Source organism: Agromyces sp. NPDC058104 (assembly GCF_042884835.1).
Classification (GTDB): Bacteria; Actinomycetota; Actinomycetes; order Actinomycetales; family Microbacteriaceae; genus Agromyces.
The window spans coordinates 1,456,907-1,473,296 of sequence record NZ_JBHVTD010000001.1 but is presented as its reverse complement, the minus strand read 5'-3'; the positions used below and the strand labels follow the sequence as shown (position 1 = coordinate 1,473,296).

Here is a 16,390-nt window from a genome sequence, read left to right as displayed (position 1 = left end):
CTTTCTCAGCGATCGTCGCGCACGAGGCGCCCGAGCTCGGCGCCGTCGCGATCGATGAGCACCAGTTCCGTGTCGTCGAAGGCGGCGCTGGCAGCGCCCGCGACCCATCCGGGGGCCGGCGCACCGTCGCACCCGATGAGCGTCGAGGGGCCGGAGGTCACGAGCAGTTCGCCGTCGCCCTCGACCGCCCAGCGTCCGCCCTGGCCGTTGCAGCCGTCCGATCCGGTCCACGTGCCTGAGGCGAGGAAGTCGACGTGCGGATCGGATGCGAACGACCCGCCCGCCGGCACCCATCGGCCGAGGAGGTCGTCGGCTTCGACCGCGGTCAGCCCCACGGGAAGCGGCGCCGGATCGGCGAAGTACGCGCGCACACGGTCGTCGATCACCGGGGGCTCGGCGTAGAACTCCGCCACGGTGTCGATCGAGTCAGGGGCGCCGTCGATCGCGAGCGACGCGACGGGCTCGCCGTCGGCGTCGAGCAGCTGCCACCCATCGTCGGTCGCACGGTACGAGGCCGCCTCGTCGAGCCACGCGACCTCCGGGAACGAGCCGCTCGCGCAGTCCCCGCTCGCGCCGAGGGTCTGTGCGAGGAAGATGCGCTCACCCGCGAGCCATCCGCCGCTGATCATTCCGCAGTCGCGCCAAAGCGCGAACTCGGGGGCGTCGAGGCGCAGCCAAGTGTCCACCTCCTCGCCCGCGGCGTCCGAGACGCGCCACATGCCGATGAGCTTCATCGGGTCGGACGCGGCGGCCGTCGGAGTGGGCGTGGCCGTGGCCGTCGTCGGCGCCGGCATCGCGCCGGAGGCCGCGCAACCCGCGGTGAGGCACACCGCCGTGGTCGCCAGCACGAACGCAGCGACGCGCCCGCGACGAGGTGAATCGACCGTCGTCCGCAGTGCTCTGCTCGTCATGCTCGGCTCCTTCGCGCGTTCACCATGATCTCTGTGCCGACCCGCGCCCGTCTTGCACGCGCGCCGCGCCGCGCTCTGCACCACTTCGCCGCCCTCCGCACCGGTTCAACTGGCGCAGAGGGCGTGAACGTGGCGCGGGCGACGAAGTGCCGCCGCAGCCGAGAGCCTTACGGCAGCCGGTCGACGAGCTCGTCGGCGATGCCGACGTACGTGGCGGGCGTGAGCGCCAGCAGGCGCTGCTTCGCCTCGTCGCCGATCTCGAGCGACGACACGAACTCGGCCAGATCCGAAGCGCCCACGCGCTTGCCCCGGGTGAGCTCCTTGAGCAGGGCGTAGGGGTCGGCGATCGTCGAGCGGCCGGCGACGACCTCGGCGCGGATGACCGTCTGGATCGCCTCGCCGAGCACCTCCCAGTTGTGGTCGAGGTCGTCGAGCAGCAGGGCGCGATCGAGGTCGATCTCGCCGAGCCCGCGCTGGATGTTGTCGAGCGCGAGCATCGAGTGGCCGAAGCCGACGCCGATGTTGCGCTGCGCCGAGGAGTCGGTGAGGTCGCGCTGGAGGCGCGAGGTGACGAGCGTCGCGGCGAGCGAGTCGAGCAGTGCGCTCGAGAGCTCGAGGTTCGCCTCGGCGTTCTCGAAGCGGATCGGGTTGACCTTGTGCGGCATCGTCGACGAGCCCGTCGCGCCGGCGGCGGGGATCTGCCGGAAGTAGCCGAGCGAGATGTAGGTCCAGATGTCGGTCGCGAGGTTGTGCAGCACGCGGTTCGCGTGCGAGATCTTGCCGTAGAGCTCGGCCTGCCAGTCGTGCGACTCGATCTGCGTGGTGAGCGGGTTCCAGGTGAGGCCGAGCGACTCGACGAACTCCTGCGACACGGTCGGCCACGAGACCTCCGGCGCGGCGACGAGGTGCGCCGAGAAGGTGCCCGTCGCCCCCGAGAACTTGCCGAGGTACTCGGTCGCCTCGACCTGGTCGGCGATGCGGCCGAGCCGGTACACGAAGACCGCGAGCTCCTTGCCCATGGTCGAGGGGGTCGCGGGCTGGCCGTGCGTGCGGCTCAGCATCGCGGCATCCCGGTGCTCGACCGCGAGCGCCTGGAGCGTCGCGATCACGGCGCGGTACTTGGGCAGCCAGACCTGCTGCACGGCGTCGCGCACCGTCACCGCGTACGAGAGGTTGTTGATGTCTTCACTGGTGCAGGCGAAGTGGGTGAGCTCGGCGATCGCGTCGAGGCCGAGGTCGGAGAGGCGGCGGCGCACGTAGTACTCGACGGCCTTGACGTCGTGACGCGTCGTCGCCTCGAGGGTCGCGAGCTCGTCGATGTCGGGCTGGCCGAAGTCGGCGACGACCTGGCGCAGCGCGGCCTTCTGGTGGTCGGTGAGCGGGGTCGAGCCGAAGAAGCCGCGGTCGGTCTGGGCGATGAGCCACTCGACCTCGACGTGCACGCGCGCCCGGTTGAGGCCCGCCTCTGAGAGGTGCTCGCCGAGTTCGCCGACCGCCGAGCGGTAGCGTCCGTCGAGGGGGCTGAGCGGCTGGGGAGGCAGCGAAGTCATCGGATTCCTTGTCTGAGAGCCGGCGCGAGTTGCCGGAAGAGCGCCGTGGTCGACCGTTCAATCATCTCAAGGACTCGATCGAACATTCCCGCATCCGAGTAATAGGGGTCGGGGACGTCCTGCAGTGGGGCGAGCTCGGGCTCGAACTCGAGCAGCAGGCGCACCTTGTGCTGCTCGGCCGCGCCGGCCGCCCAGTTGCGCAGGATGCGCGCCTGCCCCCGGTCGAAGGCGACCACGAGGTCGAGCTCGGGGAAGTCGCCCGCGTCGAACTGCCGGGCGCGGTGGTGCGTGCCGTCGTAGCCCGCCCGCGCGAGCGCCTCGACCGTGCGCTGGTCGGCGGGCTCGCCGACGTGCCAGTCGCCGGTCGCGGCGGACTCGATCGCGATGGCGCCGCCGAGCCCCGCCTGCTCGGCGAGGGAGCGCAGCACGACCTCCGCCATCGGCGACCGGCAGATGTTGCCGGTGCACACGAACGAGACTCGGAACGGCTGCGCGGCGTCCCCCGACGGTTCCGCTCGCGTCATGGCATCCATTGTGGAGGAGAATGCCACTTTCAGGAATGGGTGAGGTGACGAGATGGCGGATGCCCCTGCGCCCGAGCTGCACGTCGACGCAGCGCTCGTGTCGCGGCTGATCGAGACCCAGCACCCCGACCTCGCCGGCCCCGTGGAGTTCGTCGCCAACGGCTGGGACAACGCGATGTACCGCCTGGAGGCCCCGGGGGCCGTGTTCGGCGTGCGCCTGCCCCGCCGTCGGGTCGCGGTTCCGCTCATCGAGCACGAGCTGGCCTGGCTGCCGACGCTGGCCGGGCGGCTGCCCGTTCCGGTGCCGGCGCCCGTGCGGGCTGGTCGTCCGGCGCCCGAGCTCGGCTACGACGCCCCGTGGAGCGTCGTTCCGTGGTTCGACGGCGTGCACGCGGCCGACCGCTCCCCCGCCGAGCGTGTCGAGCTCGCACCGGCCCTCGCCGCCTTCGTCGACGCGATGCACGTCCCGGCGCCCGCCGGCGCGCCGCGCAACCCGTACCGCGGGGTGCCGCTCGCCGAGCGCGACGCGTCGATGCGCGAGCGCCTCGCCCGCGGGCGGCTCGAGGCCGTGCTCGGCGGTCGGGTCGTCGAGCGCCTCCGCGAGACCTGGGAGGACGCGCTCGCCGCCCCGCCCTGGGCGGGCGCACCATGCTGGCTGCACGGCGACCTGCACCCGGGCAACCTCGTGCTCGGGGTGCCAGGTGGCCTCGCCGCCGTGATCGACTTCGGCGACCTGACCGCCGGCGATCCCGCGACCGACCCGGCGACGGCCTGGCTGAGCTTCGACGCCGCGGGCCGGGCGGAGTTCGTGCGCGAGCTCGAGCGGCGACGCCCCGTCGATGCCGCGACCTGGCGCCGCGCCCGCGGGTGGGCGGTCGTCTGGGGCAGCGCCGTCGTCGATGTGCTCGACGACTCGGGCGACGGGCCGATCGCCCGGCTGGGCCGGTCGGCGATCGAGCAGGTCCTCGCCGGCTGACGCCCGCGCATCCGACCGCTCCTCCCCAGCCCGAGCAGGGGCTCGGTCTGCGCACGGTTTCGCCTCGCACCGGCGTCGATCGTCGTCGCGGTCGTCAGTCTGGCACCCATGGATGCCTCAGACGCCCTGATCGCAGCCCTCACGGGGCGCACCGTCACCGCCGAGCGGATCGAGACGGCCACCGCCGTCCGAGGGCGCCTCGGCAGCCTGCGCACCGACCTCGGGCAGGCCGCGGCGATGCTACCGCCCGACGGCGGACAGTGGCGGTCGGCGGCGGCCGATCGGTACGCCGAGCGCCTGCACGAACTGCGGGCGCGCGTGCTCGGGGCGGTCGAGCGTCTCGATGCGGCGGCTGCCGAGCTCGATGAACGGATCCGCCGCATGCACACCGAGCTCGCCGCGTTCGAGCAGGCCGAGCGCGATGCCGAGGCCCGGGCGCGCGCCGACCGTGAGGCCGCGCTCGCCGAGGAGGCACGGCTCGCGCGTCGCGCGGCGGAGCGCTCGTGAGCGACGCCATCACGATCTCGGGCGGCACCTCGACGGCCGTCGCGACCGACGAGCTGTTCGCCGACGCGACCAGGCTCGGCGGGGCGGCGACCGCGATCTCGGCTGCGCGGGGCCTGGCCGGCGAGCACGGCGGCGAGCTCGAGGCGATCGGCGCCGACGTCGGCAGCGGTTGGGCCGAGCCCCGTCCGGGCGCGCTCGTGCACGGGCTCGAGGCCGAGCTGCGGCGGTGCGAGGCCGACGGCGAGGCGCTTCGTGCCGCGCTCATCGCGAGCGCCGAGCGATACGGGTGCGCCGAGCGCGCCGTCGACCGGCTCTGGCAGCTCGGCGGCGGCCTCGTCGCGTACCTGCTCGGCTCGGCGCTCACCACTCCAGCCGGCCTGGCCTTCGCTGGCGGTGCCGCGGTGGCGGCGGGCCTGAACGCCGCGGTCGCCGACGACTGGGGCAGCACTCCGCTCGGCGACTGGCTCGCCGCGAACCGCGGGCTGCTCTCCGATCCGACCTTCGTGCGGGCGGTGCGCGCCGCGGTCGACTCGGCCGACGAGTTCGCGGCGGGTGCAGCGCATCTCCCCGGCGGCGGCGGCATCGCGTCGGGGTTCGGCAGCCTCGTCGGCGCACCCGAGAGCGCCTCGATCCTGCTCGGCATCGCCGCGCTCGTCGGCTCGAGGGAGCTGGTCGACGGCCCGGTCTCGGTGCGCCGAGCCGAGGGCGTCGATCGCGCCGGAGACGGCCGAGCCCCCGCCGGGCACCCGTCCGAAGGCCCCGAGCGCAGCGTGCGGGCACCGGGCGGCTTCGCCGATCTCGCTTCCCGCATCCCCGGCGGCGAGGGGCCGCAGATCCGCATCGAACGCTACGGCGACCCGGGTGATCCGCGCTGGGTCGTCTACGTCAGCGGCACCGTCGACCCGACGGTCGTCGCGGGCGGGCAGCCCTTCGACATGGTCTCGAACGTCCACGGCATCGCCGACGACGCTCCGCTCGACGCGCTGCGGCTGGCGGGTGCCGAGTCCGGCGCGGGCGAGCGAGCCGTGCGCGACGCGATGCGCGCTGCAGGGATGGCGCCGGGCGACCCGGTCTACTTCGCCGGGCACTCGGGCGGCGGCATCATCGTGCACGAGCTCGTGAAGGACCCGGGGATCAACGCGGTCGGCGGGGTGAACCTCGGCGGGCCCGGCGACTCCGCGCCGACACGGGCGGGTGCGCCCGTGCTCGACGTCGCGCACGACGAGGACCTCGTTCCGGCCGTCGGCGGCACCGGCCACCCGTCGGCCGAGCGAACGACCGTCACCCGCAGCGTGCTGGGCGACGGGCACCGCTACGAGGGCGTGCTGCCGGCGCACTCGCTCGAGAGCTACCGCGACACCGCCGCGCTCATCGATGCCTCGGAGGCGGCGGAGCTCATCGAGCTCCGCGAGCTGCTCGCCTTCACCGGCGGCGGCACCTGTGCGGTCAGCGAGTGGATCGCCGAACGCGACCAGGCAGGGGCGCCCGAGCCGTCGACGGCGTCGGCAATGCCGACCGTGCCGGCCGGCGACGCGCCGCTCAGTCGCTCGACGGACGGACGACGAGGCCGATCAGCCAGCTGATGAGCCCCAGCACCAGTGCGCCGAGGACGCCCCACCAGAAGCTCTCGACGACGAGGCCGAAGCCCATGAGCCCGCTGATCCAGTCGACGAGCAGCAGGAGCAGGCCGTTCACGATGAACGAGATGAGCCCGAGCGTGATGACGTAGATCGGGAACGCGACGACCCTGATGAACGTGCCGACGATGGCGTTCACGAGCCCGAAGATGAACGCGACGAGCAGGTAGGTGAGCACCGTCGCGACCTGGGTGTCGTCGTAGGGGACCACCCTGACGCCCGAGACGATGAACGTCGTCAGCCACAGAGCGAGGGCGACGACGATGACCTTCACGATGAACCGCATGCCCCCACTCTGTCAGATGGGGCGCCGGGGGCGAAGGGGTACGGTGGATCGCGTGAACGCACCGGAACCGCGAGGACCAGGCGTCCGCCTGCGCCCCGAGATCGCCGCACTCCCGCCCTACCGCCAGGGTCGCCCGGCTCCCGCCGACGGGTTCAAGCTCTCGAGCAACGAGAACCCGTCCGACCCGCTGCCGTCCGTCGTCGAGGCGGTCGCCGACGCGGCGTCGACGATCAATCGCTACCCCGACGCCACGGCGCTCGCGCTGCGAGAGTCGCTCGCCCTGCGCTACGGGGTCACCGCCGACGAGGTACTCGTCGGGGCCGGCTCGGTCGCGCTGCTCGCGGCGCTCATCCAGGCTGCCGCCGCGCCCGGCGACGAGGTCGTCTATTCGTGGCGGTCCTTCGAGGCGTACCCGGGCCTCGTCACCGTGTCAGGCGCGACGAGCGTGCAGGTGCCGAATCGCGACGACCACGGGCACGACCTCGATGCGATGGCCGCGGCGATCACCGACCGCACCCGCGTCGTGATCGTCTGCTCGCCGAACAACCCGACCGGCGTCATCGTCACGGCGGCCGAGTTCGAGGCGTTCATGGCGAAGGTCCCCGCCGACCTGCTCGTGCTCCTCGACGAGGCGTACATCGAGTTCGTCCGCGACGAGGCGTCCGTCGACGGAGCCACCCTGCTCGGGCGCTACCCGAACCTCGTCATCCTCCGCACCTTCTCGAAGGCCTACGGCCTGGCCGGACTCCGGGTCGGGTACGCGATCGGGCCCGTGCCGATCCTCGATGCCGCCCGGGCGACCATCACCCCGCTCAGCGTGACCGCCGCCTCGACCGCGGCGGCCCTCGCCTCGCTCGAGTCCGTCGCCGAGGCCGAGCTGCTCGAGCGCGTCGGGGTCATCGCCGAACGCCGAGACCGCGTGCGCGCGGCGCTGCTCGCCCAGGGCTGGCCCATCCCGGTCGCCCAGGGCAACTTCATCTGGTTGCCCGCGGGCGAGGCCACCGTCGAGGTCGCCGAGCGTCTCTTCGACGCCGGGCTCGTGACCCGGGCGTTCCCGCCCGCGGGCATCCGCGTGTCGATCGGCGAGGAGGAGTCTGTCGATACCCTCCTCCGGATTCTCGGTGAGCTTGTACCGGCTTCACAAGAAGGGCGTCCCGAGTAGCGGGTAGCGTGGAACGGTGGCAGCCCGCGAGAGAGACTTCACCGCGCCGACGGTTCAGCTCCTGACCCCTGAGGGCGAGTTGCGCCCGAGCCCCGAGGCAGAGGCCTACCTGCCGTTCGTCGAGGCGCTCGACGACGCGACACTGCAGCGCTTCTACCGCGACATGACGGTCTCGCGCCGCCTCGACGTCGCGGGTGCGAACCTGCAGCGGCAGGGCCAGCTGGCGCTGTGGGTGCCGAGCTCCGGCCAGGAGGCCGCCCAGGTTGGGTCGGCCCATGCGGCCCGCCCGCAGGACCACCTGTTCCCGTCGTACCGCGAGCACATCGTCGGCATGATCCGCGGCCTCGACCCCGTGCGCATCCTCGCACTGCTGCGCGGCATCACGCAGGGCGGCTGGAACCCCGAGGAGAACGGCAACTTCCACCTCTACACGCTCGTGCTCGCCTCGCAGACGCTGCACGCCACGGGCTACGCGATGGGGCTGCAGTTCGACGGCGCGACCGCGACGGGCGACCCCGAGACCGATGCGGCCGTGCTCGTCTACTACGGCGACGGCTCGACCTCGCAGGGCGACGCCAACGAGGCGCTCGTGTTCGCCTCGAGCTACGAGACGCCGCAGGTCTTCTTCATCCAGAACAACCAGTGGGCGATCTCCGTGCCCGTGTCGCGGCAGTCGCGCAGCCCGCTCTCGCTGCGCGGCGGCGGCTTCGGCATGCCGGGCGTGCGCATCGACGGCAACGACGTGCTCGCGAGCTACGCGGTCACCCGCCAGTCGCTCGAAGAGGCCCGTGCCGGCCAGGGCCCCAGCCTCATCGAGGCCCTCACGTACCGCATGGGCGCGCACACGACCGCTGACGACCCCACGAAGTACCGCACCGACGACGAGGTGGCGTACTGGGCCGAGCGCGATCCGATCGCCCGCTACCGCACGTGGCTCGAGGGCCGCGGCGCCTCGGCCGCGTTCTTCGACGAGGTCGACCAGGAGGCATCCGACGTCGCCGCCGACGTGCGCCGCCGCGCGCTCGAGCTGACCGGGCCGACCCGTACCGCGATCTTCGAGCACGTCTACAGCGAGCCGCACCCGCTCATGGTCGAGCAGCACGCCTGGCTCGACGAGTTCGAGAACTCGTTCGACGGAGACGCGGCATGACCGGCCGCATCGACGAGGAGGTTCGCGTGACCGACGCACCCGAGGCGGCCGCAGCCGCCCCCGCAGCGGCTCCGGCCCCTGCCCCCGCACCCGCACCCGCACCCGACGAGCCCGCCGGCGCCATGCGCGGCGTGCAGACCCTGTCGATGGCGAAGGCGATCACCGCGGGCCTCCGGGACGCGATGCGCGCCGACGAGAAGGTGCTGCTGATGGGCGAGGACATCGGGCCGCTCGGCGGGGTGTTCCGCGTCACCGAGGGCCTCTCGGCCGAGTTCGGCGAGAAGCGGGTGCTCGACACCCCGCTCGCCGAGTCGGGCATCGTCGGCACGGCGATCGGCCTCGCGATGCGCGGCTACCGGCCGGTGTGCGAGATCCAGTTCGACGGCTTCATCTTCCCCGCGTTCGACCAGATCACGACCCAGCTCGCGCGGCAGACGCTGCGGCACGAGGGCCGGGTCACGATGCCGATCGTCATCCGCGTGCCGTACGGCGGGCACATCGGCTCGATCGAGCACCACCAGGAGAGCCCCGAGGCGTACTTCGCGCACACCCCGGGCCTGCGCGTGGTGAGCCCGTCGAACCCGCACGACGCGTACTGGATGATCCGCGAGGCGATCGAGTCGCGCGACCCCGTCCTGTTCTTCGAGCCGAAGAGCCGCTACTGGCCGAAGGGGCCCGTCGACCTCGACCACGCGGGCCTGCCGCTCCACGCGAGCCGCGTGGTGCGCCAGGGCACCGACGTCACGGTCGTCGGCCACGGCGCGATGGTCTCGACGCTGCTCCAGGCCGCCGACGTCGCCGCCGAGGAGGGCACGAGCATCGAGGTCGTCGACCTGCGGTCCCTCTCCCCCATCGACTACGGCCCGCTGCTCGAGTCGGTGCACCGCACCGGGCGGCTCGTCGTCGCCCAGGAGGCGTATGGCAACGTGTCGGTCGGCTCCGAGATCGCGGCGACGGTCGCCGAGCGGGCCTTCTACTCGCTCGAGGCGCCCGTGCTGCGGGTCTCGGGCTTCGATGCGCCGTTCCCGCCCGCCTCGCTCGAGACCGAGTACCTGCCGAGCCCCGACCGGGTGCTCGAAGCCGTGGACCGCGCGCTGGCCTACTGACACGACACGATTCAGACATGTCGCCGACGGCATGACTCGACTGCGAGGGTAAGACAGATGAGCGAGATCCGATTCCCCCTTCCCGATGTCGGCGAGGGCCTCACCGAGGCCGAGATCGTGCAGTGGCGCGTCGCGCCCGGCGACCGCATCGCGCTCGACCAGGTCTTCGTCGAGATCGAGACCGCGAAGTCCCTCGTCGAGCTGCCGAGCGCGTTCGAGGGCGTCGTCTCCGAGCTCCTCGTCGAGGAGGGCAGGACGGTCGACGTCGGCACGCCCATCCTCGTGATCCAGACGGATGCCGCGGGCGCGGCGCCGACCGCCGCGTCGGGCGGCGACGGAGCGGGCGCCGCTGCGCCGGCCGTCGGCCCGGGCGGTGCCGCCGCCGTCGCCGCCCCGGCGACTCCTGCGGCTCCCGACGCCCCCGCCGAGGAGCGCGGCGGTGCCGTGCTCGTCGGCCACGGCTCGTCCGGCCCCGCAGCCACGCGTCGTCGTCGCCACCCCTCCCCCGGCGGTGCGCACGAGAAGCTCGCCGCACCGCCCGCTCCGCCCGCGCCGCCCGTGGTCGCGCCGCCCGCATCCGCCGCGGCGCCGGCTCCGGCGGAGCGCGCCGGTGCCGTGGCATCCGCCGTCGCGCCCGCCGCCCCTACGCGCGGTGACTCGCGCGTGCCCGTCATCGCGAAGCCGCCGATCCGCAAGCTCGCGAAGGACCTCGGCGTCGACCTCTCGCGGGTCGCCCCGACGGGGCCGATCGGCGACATCACGCGCGACGACGTGATCCGTGAGGCGAGCCAGGCGAGCGTGTTCCGCAACATCCAGACGCCCGAGGCGCCGGCCGATCGCGAGACCCGCATCCCCGTGAAGGGCGTGCGCAAGGCGATCGCGAACGCCATGGTGCAGAGCGCGTACTCGGCACCGCACGTGTCGGTGTTCGTCGACGTCGACGCCACCCGCACGATGGAGTACCTGAAGCGGCTCAAGGCCTCGCCCGACTACGCCGGCATCAAGATCTCGCCGCTGCTCATCATGGCGAAGGCGATGCTCTGGGCCGTGCGGCGCAACCCCACGGTCAACGCGCAGTGGACCGACGAGGAGATCATCGTCAAGCACTACGTGAACCTCGGCATCGCGGCGGCCACGCCCCGCGGGCTCATCGTGCCGAACGTGAAGAACGCCCAGGACATGTCGATGGTCGAGCTCGCGACCGCGCTCGAGCAGCTGACGCTCACCGCCCGCGAGGGCAAGACGCAGCCCGCCGAGATGCAGGGCGGCACGATCACGATCACGAACATCGGCGTGTTCGGCATGGACACCGGCACCCCGATCCTCAACCCGGGCGAGGTCGGCATCGTCGCACTCGGCACGATCAAGCAGAAGCCCTGGGTCGTCGACGGCGAGGTGCGCCCGCGCTTCGTCACGACGATCGGCGGCTCGTTCGACCACCGCGTCGTCGACGGCGACGTCGTCTCGCGCTTCGTCGCCGACGTCGCCTCGATCATCGAGGAGCCGGCGCTCCTGCTCGAGTAGGCGCCGCGTGCCGTCGGCCGCTAGAGGCGGTACTCGGTCGTGATCGTGTCGGGGGTGCGGCTCGACTCGACGAAGCCGACGCGCTCGAGCGTGCGGCGCGCGGGCAGGTTCGCGACCTCGGCCGAGGCGCGCACGATGCGGGCGAGCCCGGTCGACCGCGCGAGCTCGACGGCGGCCAGGACGGTGTGGAAGGCGAGCCCCTGGCCGCGCACGGCGGGCACGAGGCCGAAGTCGAACTCGACCGCCCCGTCGGCGTCGGGCGGGCCGAGGAGATTCACTCCCCCGATGGCCGGGCCGTCTTCGCCGCGGCGCACCAGGTAGGGCCCGAAGGGCATCGGGTCGCCGTTCTGGCGGACCGCGCGCACGTACTCGGCGAGGAGCTCGGGCTCGTCGGTGAAGGCGTACGCCCCCTCCCACCCGTCGTGCGGATCGACCGCGCCGGAGAGCACGCGCTCGGCGTCGGCGACGGTGAATCGGTGCAGCGTGATCGGGGCCGTCGTCGTATCCACGTACTTCACTCTCGCACGCGCCCCCGACAGGCGCCAAGTGCGGTGCGCAGGATGACGTGGAATGCCGGATGAACTCCTCGGGTTGGGGCGAGTGCGCCCCCTCACTCCGCGGTTCGCTGATGGTTTTGACAATCATTATCAATAAGCGTAGGTTCGAAGCATGGACACGCGCACCCCGATCGCCGCACGCCGCCGCCTCGCCCTGCTGGGGGCGGGCGCCATCGCCACGGCCGGGGTCGTCGCGCTCGCGGGGTGCGCGAGCCCAGCGGCATCCACGAGTGCCGACGGCCCGCAGATCGTCGCGACCACGACCCAGGTGGGCGACTTCACCCGAGAACTGCTCGGCGGCGACGCCGGGGTCACGCAGCTCCTCTCCCCCGGCCAGAGCGCGCACGGCTTCGATCCGTCGGCCGCGCAGCTGCTGGCCCTCACGAACGCCGACGCGCTCGTCGTCAACGGCGGCGGGCTCGAGAGCTGGCTCGACGACGCGATCGACGCCTCCGGCTTCGACGGCGTGCTGATCGACGCGAGCACGGGCATCGAGCTCTTCGGCACCGACGACCACGCGCACGACGACGACGCGGATGCCTCGGGGGACGACCACGACGACGACGCGAGCCACGACGAGGCCGCCGACGACCACGATCACGACCACGAGTCGGGCGACGACGCGGCGCACGACCACGCCGACGACCACGAGGGTCACGACCACGGTGCGGGGAACCCCCACATCTGGACCGATCCCGAGCTCGCCGAGGACATGGTCGAGAACATCGCCGACGGGCTCGCGACGGTCGAGGGGATCGACGCCGCGAGCGTCGAGTCGAACGAGGCGGCCTATCTCGCGAAGCTCGAAGCGCTCGACGCGTGGATCGAGGAGAACGTCGAGCAGGTGCCGGCGGCCGAGCGGCTGCTCGTGACCAACCACGACGCGTTCACCTACTTCGTCGACGCCTACGACGTGACCTTCGTGGGCAGCATCATCCCGAGCTTCGACGACAACGCCGAGCCGAGCGCCGCCGAGATCGACGACCTCGTCGCGAAGATCGAGTCGACGGGTGTCGAGGCGGTGTTCTCCGAGGCATCCCTCTCGCCGAAGGCCGCCGAGACGATCGCCGCGGAATCGGGGGTCGCGGTGTACTCGGGGCCCGATGCGCTCTACGGCGACTCACTGGGAGCCGCAGGCACCGACGGCGAGACGTACCTCGGCAGCCAGATCCACAACGCGCGGCTGATCCTCGAATCATGGGGCGTCGCGCCTACCGCGCTCCCCTCCGCCCTGCAAGGATGACTCGCATGAGCGACTCCCCCGTACTCCGCCTCTCCGGTGCGGCCTTCGTGCACCCCGGCGGGGCGGGCGTCTCCGAGCTCGAGCTCGAGATCGCCCGTGGCGAGGCGGTCGCGCTCATCGGGCCGAACGGCGCGGGCAAGTCGACGCTGCTCAAGGGCGTGCTGGGGCTCGTGCCGCGCACGGCCGGCGTCATCGAGCTCGGCGGCGTGCCGCTCGGCACCGGCCGCGCGTCGCATGCCGCCAGCGGAATGATCGGGTTCCTGCCCCAGTCGGCCGACCTCGACCCCGACTTCCCGATCAGCCTCGAGCAGGTCGTCATGCAGGGCAGGTACCGGGGGCTCGGGCTGCTCCGCTGGCCGGGCCGCGGCGATCGCGCCGCCGTTGCGCGTGCCCTCGAGACCGTGGGCCTCGCCGAGCTCGCGAAGCGCCCGTTCGGCGAGCTCTCCGGAGGCCAGCGCCAGCGGGGGCTGCTCGCACGCGCCCTCGCGTCGGATCCGGCGCTCCTGCTGCTCGACGAGCCGTTCAACGGCCTCGACCAGCCCAACCGCGACGCCCTCGTCGACACGCTGCGCGAACTGAAGGCCCGCGGTGTCGCGGTGCTCGTCTCGACCCACGACCTCGATCTCGCGCGACGGGTCTGCGACAGCGTCCTGCTCGTCAACGGCACCCAGCTGGCGTTCGGCCCCGTCGACGAGGTGCTCACCCTGGGCAACGTGCAGGAGTGCTTCGAGGGCGTGGAGGTCGAGATCGACGAGCACACCCTGGTCGTGCCCGGCCACGAGGGCCACTGAATGCCGATGAGCGTATATAGCCGTCCGAGGCCGCAGGGGAGGGGCGGGGGATGTCGCTGACCGACGCGCTCTTCACCGCGTTCTCGATTCCGTTCATGGCCCGCGCGCTCGTCGTGATGCTCGTGCTCGCCGTCGTCGCCGGAGTCGTGGGCGTGCTCGTGAACCTGCGCGGGCTCGAGTTCATCAGCGACGGGCTCACGCACGCCGTGTTCCCCGGGCTCGCGATCGGCCTCGCAGTCGGGGGCACGAGCGGGCTCGTGCCCGGGGCCGCGATCGCCGCGCTCGGCGGCGCCCTCGCGCTGACCTGGCTCGACCGGGCGGGCATCACCTCGGACGCCGCGATCGCGATCGTGCTCACCGCGACGTTCAGCGTCGGCGTCATCGTCGTGTCGAAGAGCGACGACTACGCGGGGGAGCTCGAGGCGCTGCTCTTCGGCCGGGTGCTCACGATTCCGCCCGAGCAGGTGCTCCCGCTCGTGGCGGTCAGCCTCGTCGCGCTGCTCGCGGTCGTCGTGACGCTGAAGCAGCAGCTGTTCCGCGCATTCGACGCGCGCGGCAGCCGGGCCGCCGGCGATTCGGTGCTCATGCTCGACCTCGTGCTGAACGCCGCGATCGCGCTCGTCGTGGTGGCGGCGGCGGCGACCGTGGGCACGCTGCTGGTGCTCGCGCTGCTGATCGTGCCGGGCGCCGTCGCACGCCTGACCACCGCGCGGCTGTGGTGGCTGTTCCCCGTCGCAGCGCTCTTCGCCGCGGTCGGGGCCTGGCTCGGGCTCGCCGCCGGGTTCGCGGTGTCGGTCGGCGCCGGCATCGACCTGCCGGCCGGGGCGACCGTCGTCGGCGTCTTCGTCGTCGGGTACGCGCTGGCGCTCGCCGTGTTCGGCCTGCGGCAGTGGGTGCGGGGGAGCGCGCCGGCCGCCGCGCCACCCGTCGATGGCGCTCCGAGCCGCCCTCGACCGGCCGCACCGGCGGGGGAGGGGCGCTGATGGGCTACTTCGAACGTGCGCTGCTCGCGGCCATCGTGATCGGCGTGGGCGCAGGGTTCGTGGGCGCGCTCGTGGTGCTGCGCAAGCGCACCTTCTTCGCGCAGGCGCTCACGCACGGCACGTACCCGGGAGCCGTCGCCGCGGCGGCGCTCGGCGTCAGCGTGCCGGCAGGAGCCGCGGTCGCCTCGGTCGTGCTCGTGGTGATCATGGCGGGCATCGCCCGCGTGCGCCGGCAGGGCGCGCAGGTCGCAGCGGGCATCGTGCTCACCGGCGGCTTCGCGGCGGGTGCGCTGCTGCAGGCGCTCATCCCGGGCCTGCCCGTGCGCGCCGAGAGCCTCCTGGTCGGCTCGATCCTGACCGTCAGCGACGGAGACATTCTGCTTGCGGCATGCGTCGCCGTCGTCGCGATGGCGCTGGTCGCCCTCTTCGGCAAGGAGATCGCGCTCTCGACCTTCGACCCGGCGGGATTCCGCGCCATGGGCTACCGGGAGTGGCCGGTGGAACTCCTCGTGCTCGGGCTCACCGCCGCGTCGGTGGTGAGCTCGCTCCCCGCGGTGGGCGCCATCCTCGCGATCGCGCTCATCGCCGCGCCGGCCGCCGCCGCGAGGCTCGTGGTCGGCTCGTTCCGCGGCGTCCTCCTCGTCGCGCCGCTCATCGGTGCGGCGTCGGGGGTGCTCGGGGTGCTCGCCTCCCGCTCGTTCGCGGTGGCGGCCGGGCCGTCGATCGCGCTGGCCGCGACGGCCTTCTTCCTGCTGGCGCTGGGACTCTCCAAGCTTCGGGGGCTAGCGTGGAGGCGGACCGACATCCCCGTCGAGACCGCGGAAGGCGCACGGATCGCATGAAACGCAACACCTGGCAGCGAGAGGCCGTACGTGAGGCGCTCGACTCGACCGAGGGCTTCATCAGCGCGCAGGCGCTGCACTCCGCGCTGCACGCCAGCGGCTCGCCGATCGGGCTCGCGACGGTCTACCGCGCGCTCGGCGACCTCGCGACGAGCGGAGAAGCCGATTCACTGCAGTCGCCCGAGGGCGAGTCGCTCTACCGGGCGTGCTCGACGACCGGTCACCACCACCACCTGATCTGCCGCAACTGCGGGCTGACCGTCGAGATCGCCGCCGACGAGGTCGAGGCATGGGCCAAGGGCGTCGCGGCCGAGCACGGCTTCACCCAGGCGGCGCACGTGGTCGACGTCTTCGGCCTCTGCGCGAACTGCACCGAGCTCGCCGCGCGCGAGCGCGTGGCATCCGACGCTGCGCAATAGAACCCCTGATCAAGCTAGAATAATTCGGCTCGATTTGGGTTCGGCTCCGAATCATCGATAGCGTGGACGACGGTCCTGCAAGACCGATCGCCCAGTCCGCGGTCCGATATTCCCGTACGGGAATCATCGGAGCGTATGGTTCGGCGGTGAGGTGTCCGGCCCCGATGGCCGGACGCGACGACGCCCTGTTTCGCCCGACGATCGCACCATGCGCCGGGCTTG

The 16,390-nt window shown here is 72.6% G+C and carries 17 protein-coding genes; 12 read left to right on the top strand and 5 right to left on the bottom strand.

From position 1 onward, the window contains the following. Positions 1 to 5: 5 nt before the first annotated feature. From ACFVTH_RS06995 to ACFVTH_RS06985, 3 genes are all read right to left on the bottom strand, one after another. Positions 6 to 911 carry a hypothetical protein gene (locus ACFVTH_RS06995; protein WP_387088251.1) on the bottom strand — a complete coding sequence of 302 codons (906 nt, stop codon included), beginning with the start codon at positions 909 to 911 and terminating at the stop codon, positions 6 to 8. A gap of 167 nt (positions 912 to 1,078) precedes the next feature. After that, entirely contained in the window at positions 1,079 to 2,461 is a 1,383-nt protein-coding gene (gene purB, locus ACFVTH_RS06990; RefSeq protein WP_387088248.1) for an adenylosuccinate lyase, read from the bottom strand. After that, entirely contained in the window at positions 2,458 to 2,985 is a 528-nt protein-coding gene (locus ACFVTH_RS06985) for a low molecular weight protein-tyrosine-phosphatase (RefSeq protein WP_387088245.1), read from the bottom strand. The genes purB and ACFVTH_RS06985 overlap by 4 nt, the downstream gene beginning before the upstream one ends. Positions 2,986 to 3,037: 52 nt before the next feature. On the opposite strand from ACFVTH_RS06985, the gene ACFVTH_RS06980 reads away from it, so the two are divergent. From ACFVTH_RS06980 to ACFVTH_RS06970, 3 genes are all read left to right on the top strand, one after another. Then, positions 3,038 to 3,961, top strand: coding sequence for an aminoglycoside phosphotransferase family protein (locus ACFVTH_RS06980; protein ID WP_387088242.1), 924 nt, complete (start codon positions 3,038 to 3,040; stop codon positions 3,959 to 3,961). Positions 3,962 to 4,069: 108 nt separating this feature from the next. Beyond that, positions 4,070 to 4,468 (top strand): hypothetical protein, encoded by a 399-nt coding sequence (locus ACFVTH_RS06975; RefSeq protein ID WP_387088239.1) that lies wholly within the window; start codon positions 4,070 to 4,072, stop codon positions 4,466 to 4,468. Next, entirely contained in the window at positions 4,465 to 6,051 is a 1,587-nt protein-coding gene (locus ACFVTH_RS06970; RefSeq protein WP_387088236.1) for a hypothetical protein, read from the top strand. The genes ACFVTH_RS06975 and ACFVTH_RS06970 overlap by 4 nt, the downstream gene beginning before the upstream one ends. On the opposite strand, the gene ACFVTH_RS06965 is transcribed toward ACFVTH_RS06970, so the two are convergent. Then, on the bottom strand, positions 6,008 to 6,391 hold the full coding sequence (locus tag ACFVTH_RS06965) for a phage holin family protein (protein WP_387088233.1): 384 nt from the start codon (positions 6,389 to 6,391) through the stop codon (positions 6,008 to 6,010). The two genes, ACFVTH_RS06970 and ACFVTH_RS06965, sit on opposite strands and share 44 nt — an antisense overlap. 52 nt (positions 6,392 to 6,443) lie before the next feature. On the opposite strand from ACFVTH_RS06965, the gene ACFVTH_RS06960 reads away from it, so the two are divergent. From ACFVTH_RS06960 to ACFVTH_RS06945, 4 genes are all read left to right on the top strand, one after another. Next, positions 6,444 to 7,553: a histidinol-phosphate transaminase gene (locus ACFVTH_RS06960; RefSeq protein WP_387088230.1), complete on the top strand. Its 1,110-nt coding sequence runs from the start codon at positions 6,444 to 6,446 to the stop codon at positions 7,551 to 7,553. A gap of 16 nt (positions 7,554 to 7,569) precedes the next feature. Next, positions 7,570 to 8,703, top strand: coding sequence for a thiamine pyrophosphate-dependent dehydrogenase E1 component subunit alpha (locus tag ACFVTH_RS06955; protein WP_387088227.1), 1,134 nt, complete (start codon positions 7,570 to 7,572; stop codon positions 8,701 to 8,703). A gap of 122 nt (positions 8,704 to 8,825) precedes the next feature. Further along, on the top strand, positions 8,826 to 9,809 hold the full coding sequence (locus ACFVTH_RS06950; RefSeq protein WP_387088772.1) for an alpha-ketoacid dehydrogenase subunit beta: 984 nt from the start codon (positions 8,826 to 8,828) through the stop codon (positions 9,807 to 9,809). A gap of 57 nt (positions 9,810 to 9,866) precedes the next feature. Beyond that, the gene (locus ACFVTH_RS06945) at positions 9,867 to 11,333 is read left to right on the top strand and encodes a dihydrolipoamide acetyltransferase family protein (protein WP_387088224.1); all 1,467 of its coding nucleotides are present in this window, start codon (positions 9,867 to 9,869) and stop codon (positions 11,331 to 11,333) included. Between the two features lie 20 nt (positions 11,334 to 11,353). Here the strand turns inward: ACFVTH_RS06945 and ACFVTH_RS06940 are convergent, their stop codons facing one another. Next, positions 11,354 to 11,842: a GNAT family N-acetyltransferase gene (locus ACFVTH_RS06940; protein ID WP_387088221.1), complete on the bottom strand. Its 489-nt coding sequence runs from the start codon at positions 11,840 to 11,842 to the stop codon at positions 11,354 to 11,356. A gap of 160 nt (positions 11,843 to 12,002) precedes the next feature. Between ACFVTH_RS06940 and ACFVTH_RS06935 the strand changes: the two genes are divergently transcribed. The 5 genes from ACFVTH_RS06935 to ACFVTH_RS06915 are packed head-to-tail and all read left to right on the top strand — an operon-like array spanning position 12,003 to position 16,168. Next, on the top strand, positions 12,003 to 13,133 hold the full coding sequence (locus ACFVTH_RS06935) for a metal ABC transporter substrate-binding protein (RefSeq protein ID WP_387088218.1): 1,131 nt from the start codon (positions 12,003 to 12,005) through the stop codon (positions 13,131 to 13,133). Between the two features lie 5 nt (positions 13,134 to 13,138). Then, the gene (locus ACFVTH_RS06930; protein ID WP_387088215.1) at positions 13,139 to 13,924 is read left to right on the top strand and encodes a metal ABC transporter ATP-binding protein; all 786 of its coding nucleotides are present in this window, start codon (positions 13,139 to 13,141) and stop codon (positions 13,922 to 13,924) included. Positions 13,925 to 13,974: 50 nt separating this feature from the next. Beyond that, entirely contained in the window at positions 13,975 to 14,907 is a 933-nt protein-coding gene (locus ACFVTH_RS06925; protein WP_387088212.1) for a metal ABC transporter permease, read from the top strand. Then, entirely contained in the window at positions 14,907 to 15,749 is an 843-nt protein-coding gene (locus ACFVTH_RS06920) for a metal ABC transporter permease (protein ID WP_387088209.1), read from the top strand. The genes ACFVTH_RS06925 and ACFVTH_RS06920 overlap by 1 nt, the downstream gene beginning before the upstream one ends. Further along, on the top strand, positions 15,746 to 16,168 hold the full coding sequence (locus tag ACFVTH_RS06915; RefSeq protein ID WP_387088206.1) for a Fur family transcriptional regulator: 423 nt from the start codon (positions 15,746 to 15,748) through the stop codon (positions 16,166 to 16,168). Before ACFVTH_RS06920 ends, ACFVTH_RS06915 begins: the two co-directional genes overlap by 4 nt. Positions 16,169 to 16,390: the final 222 nt, after the last annotated feature.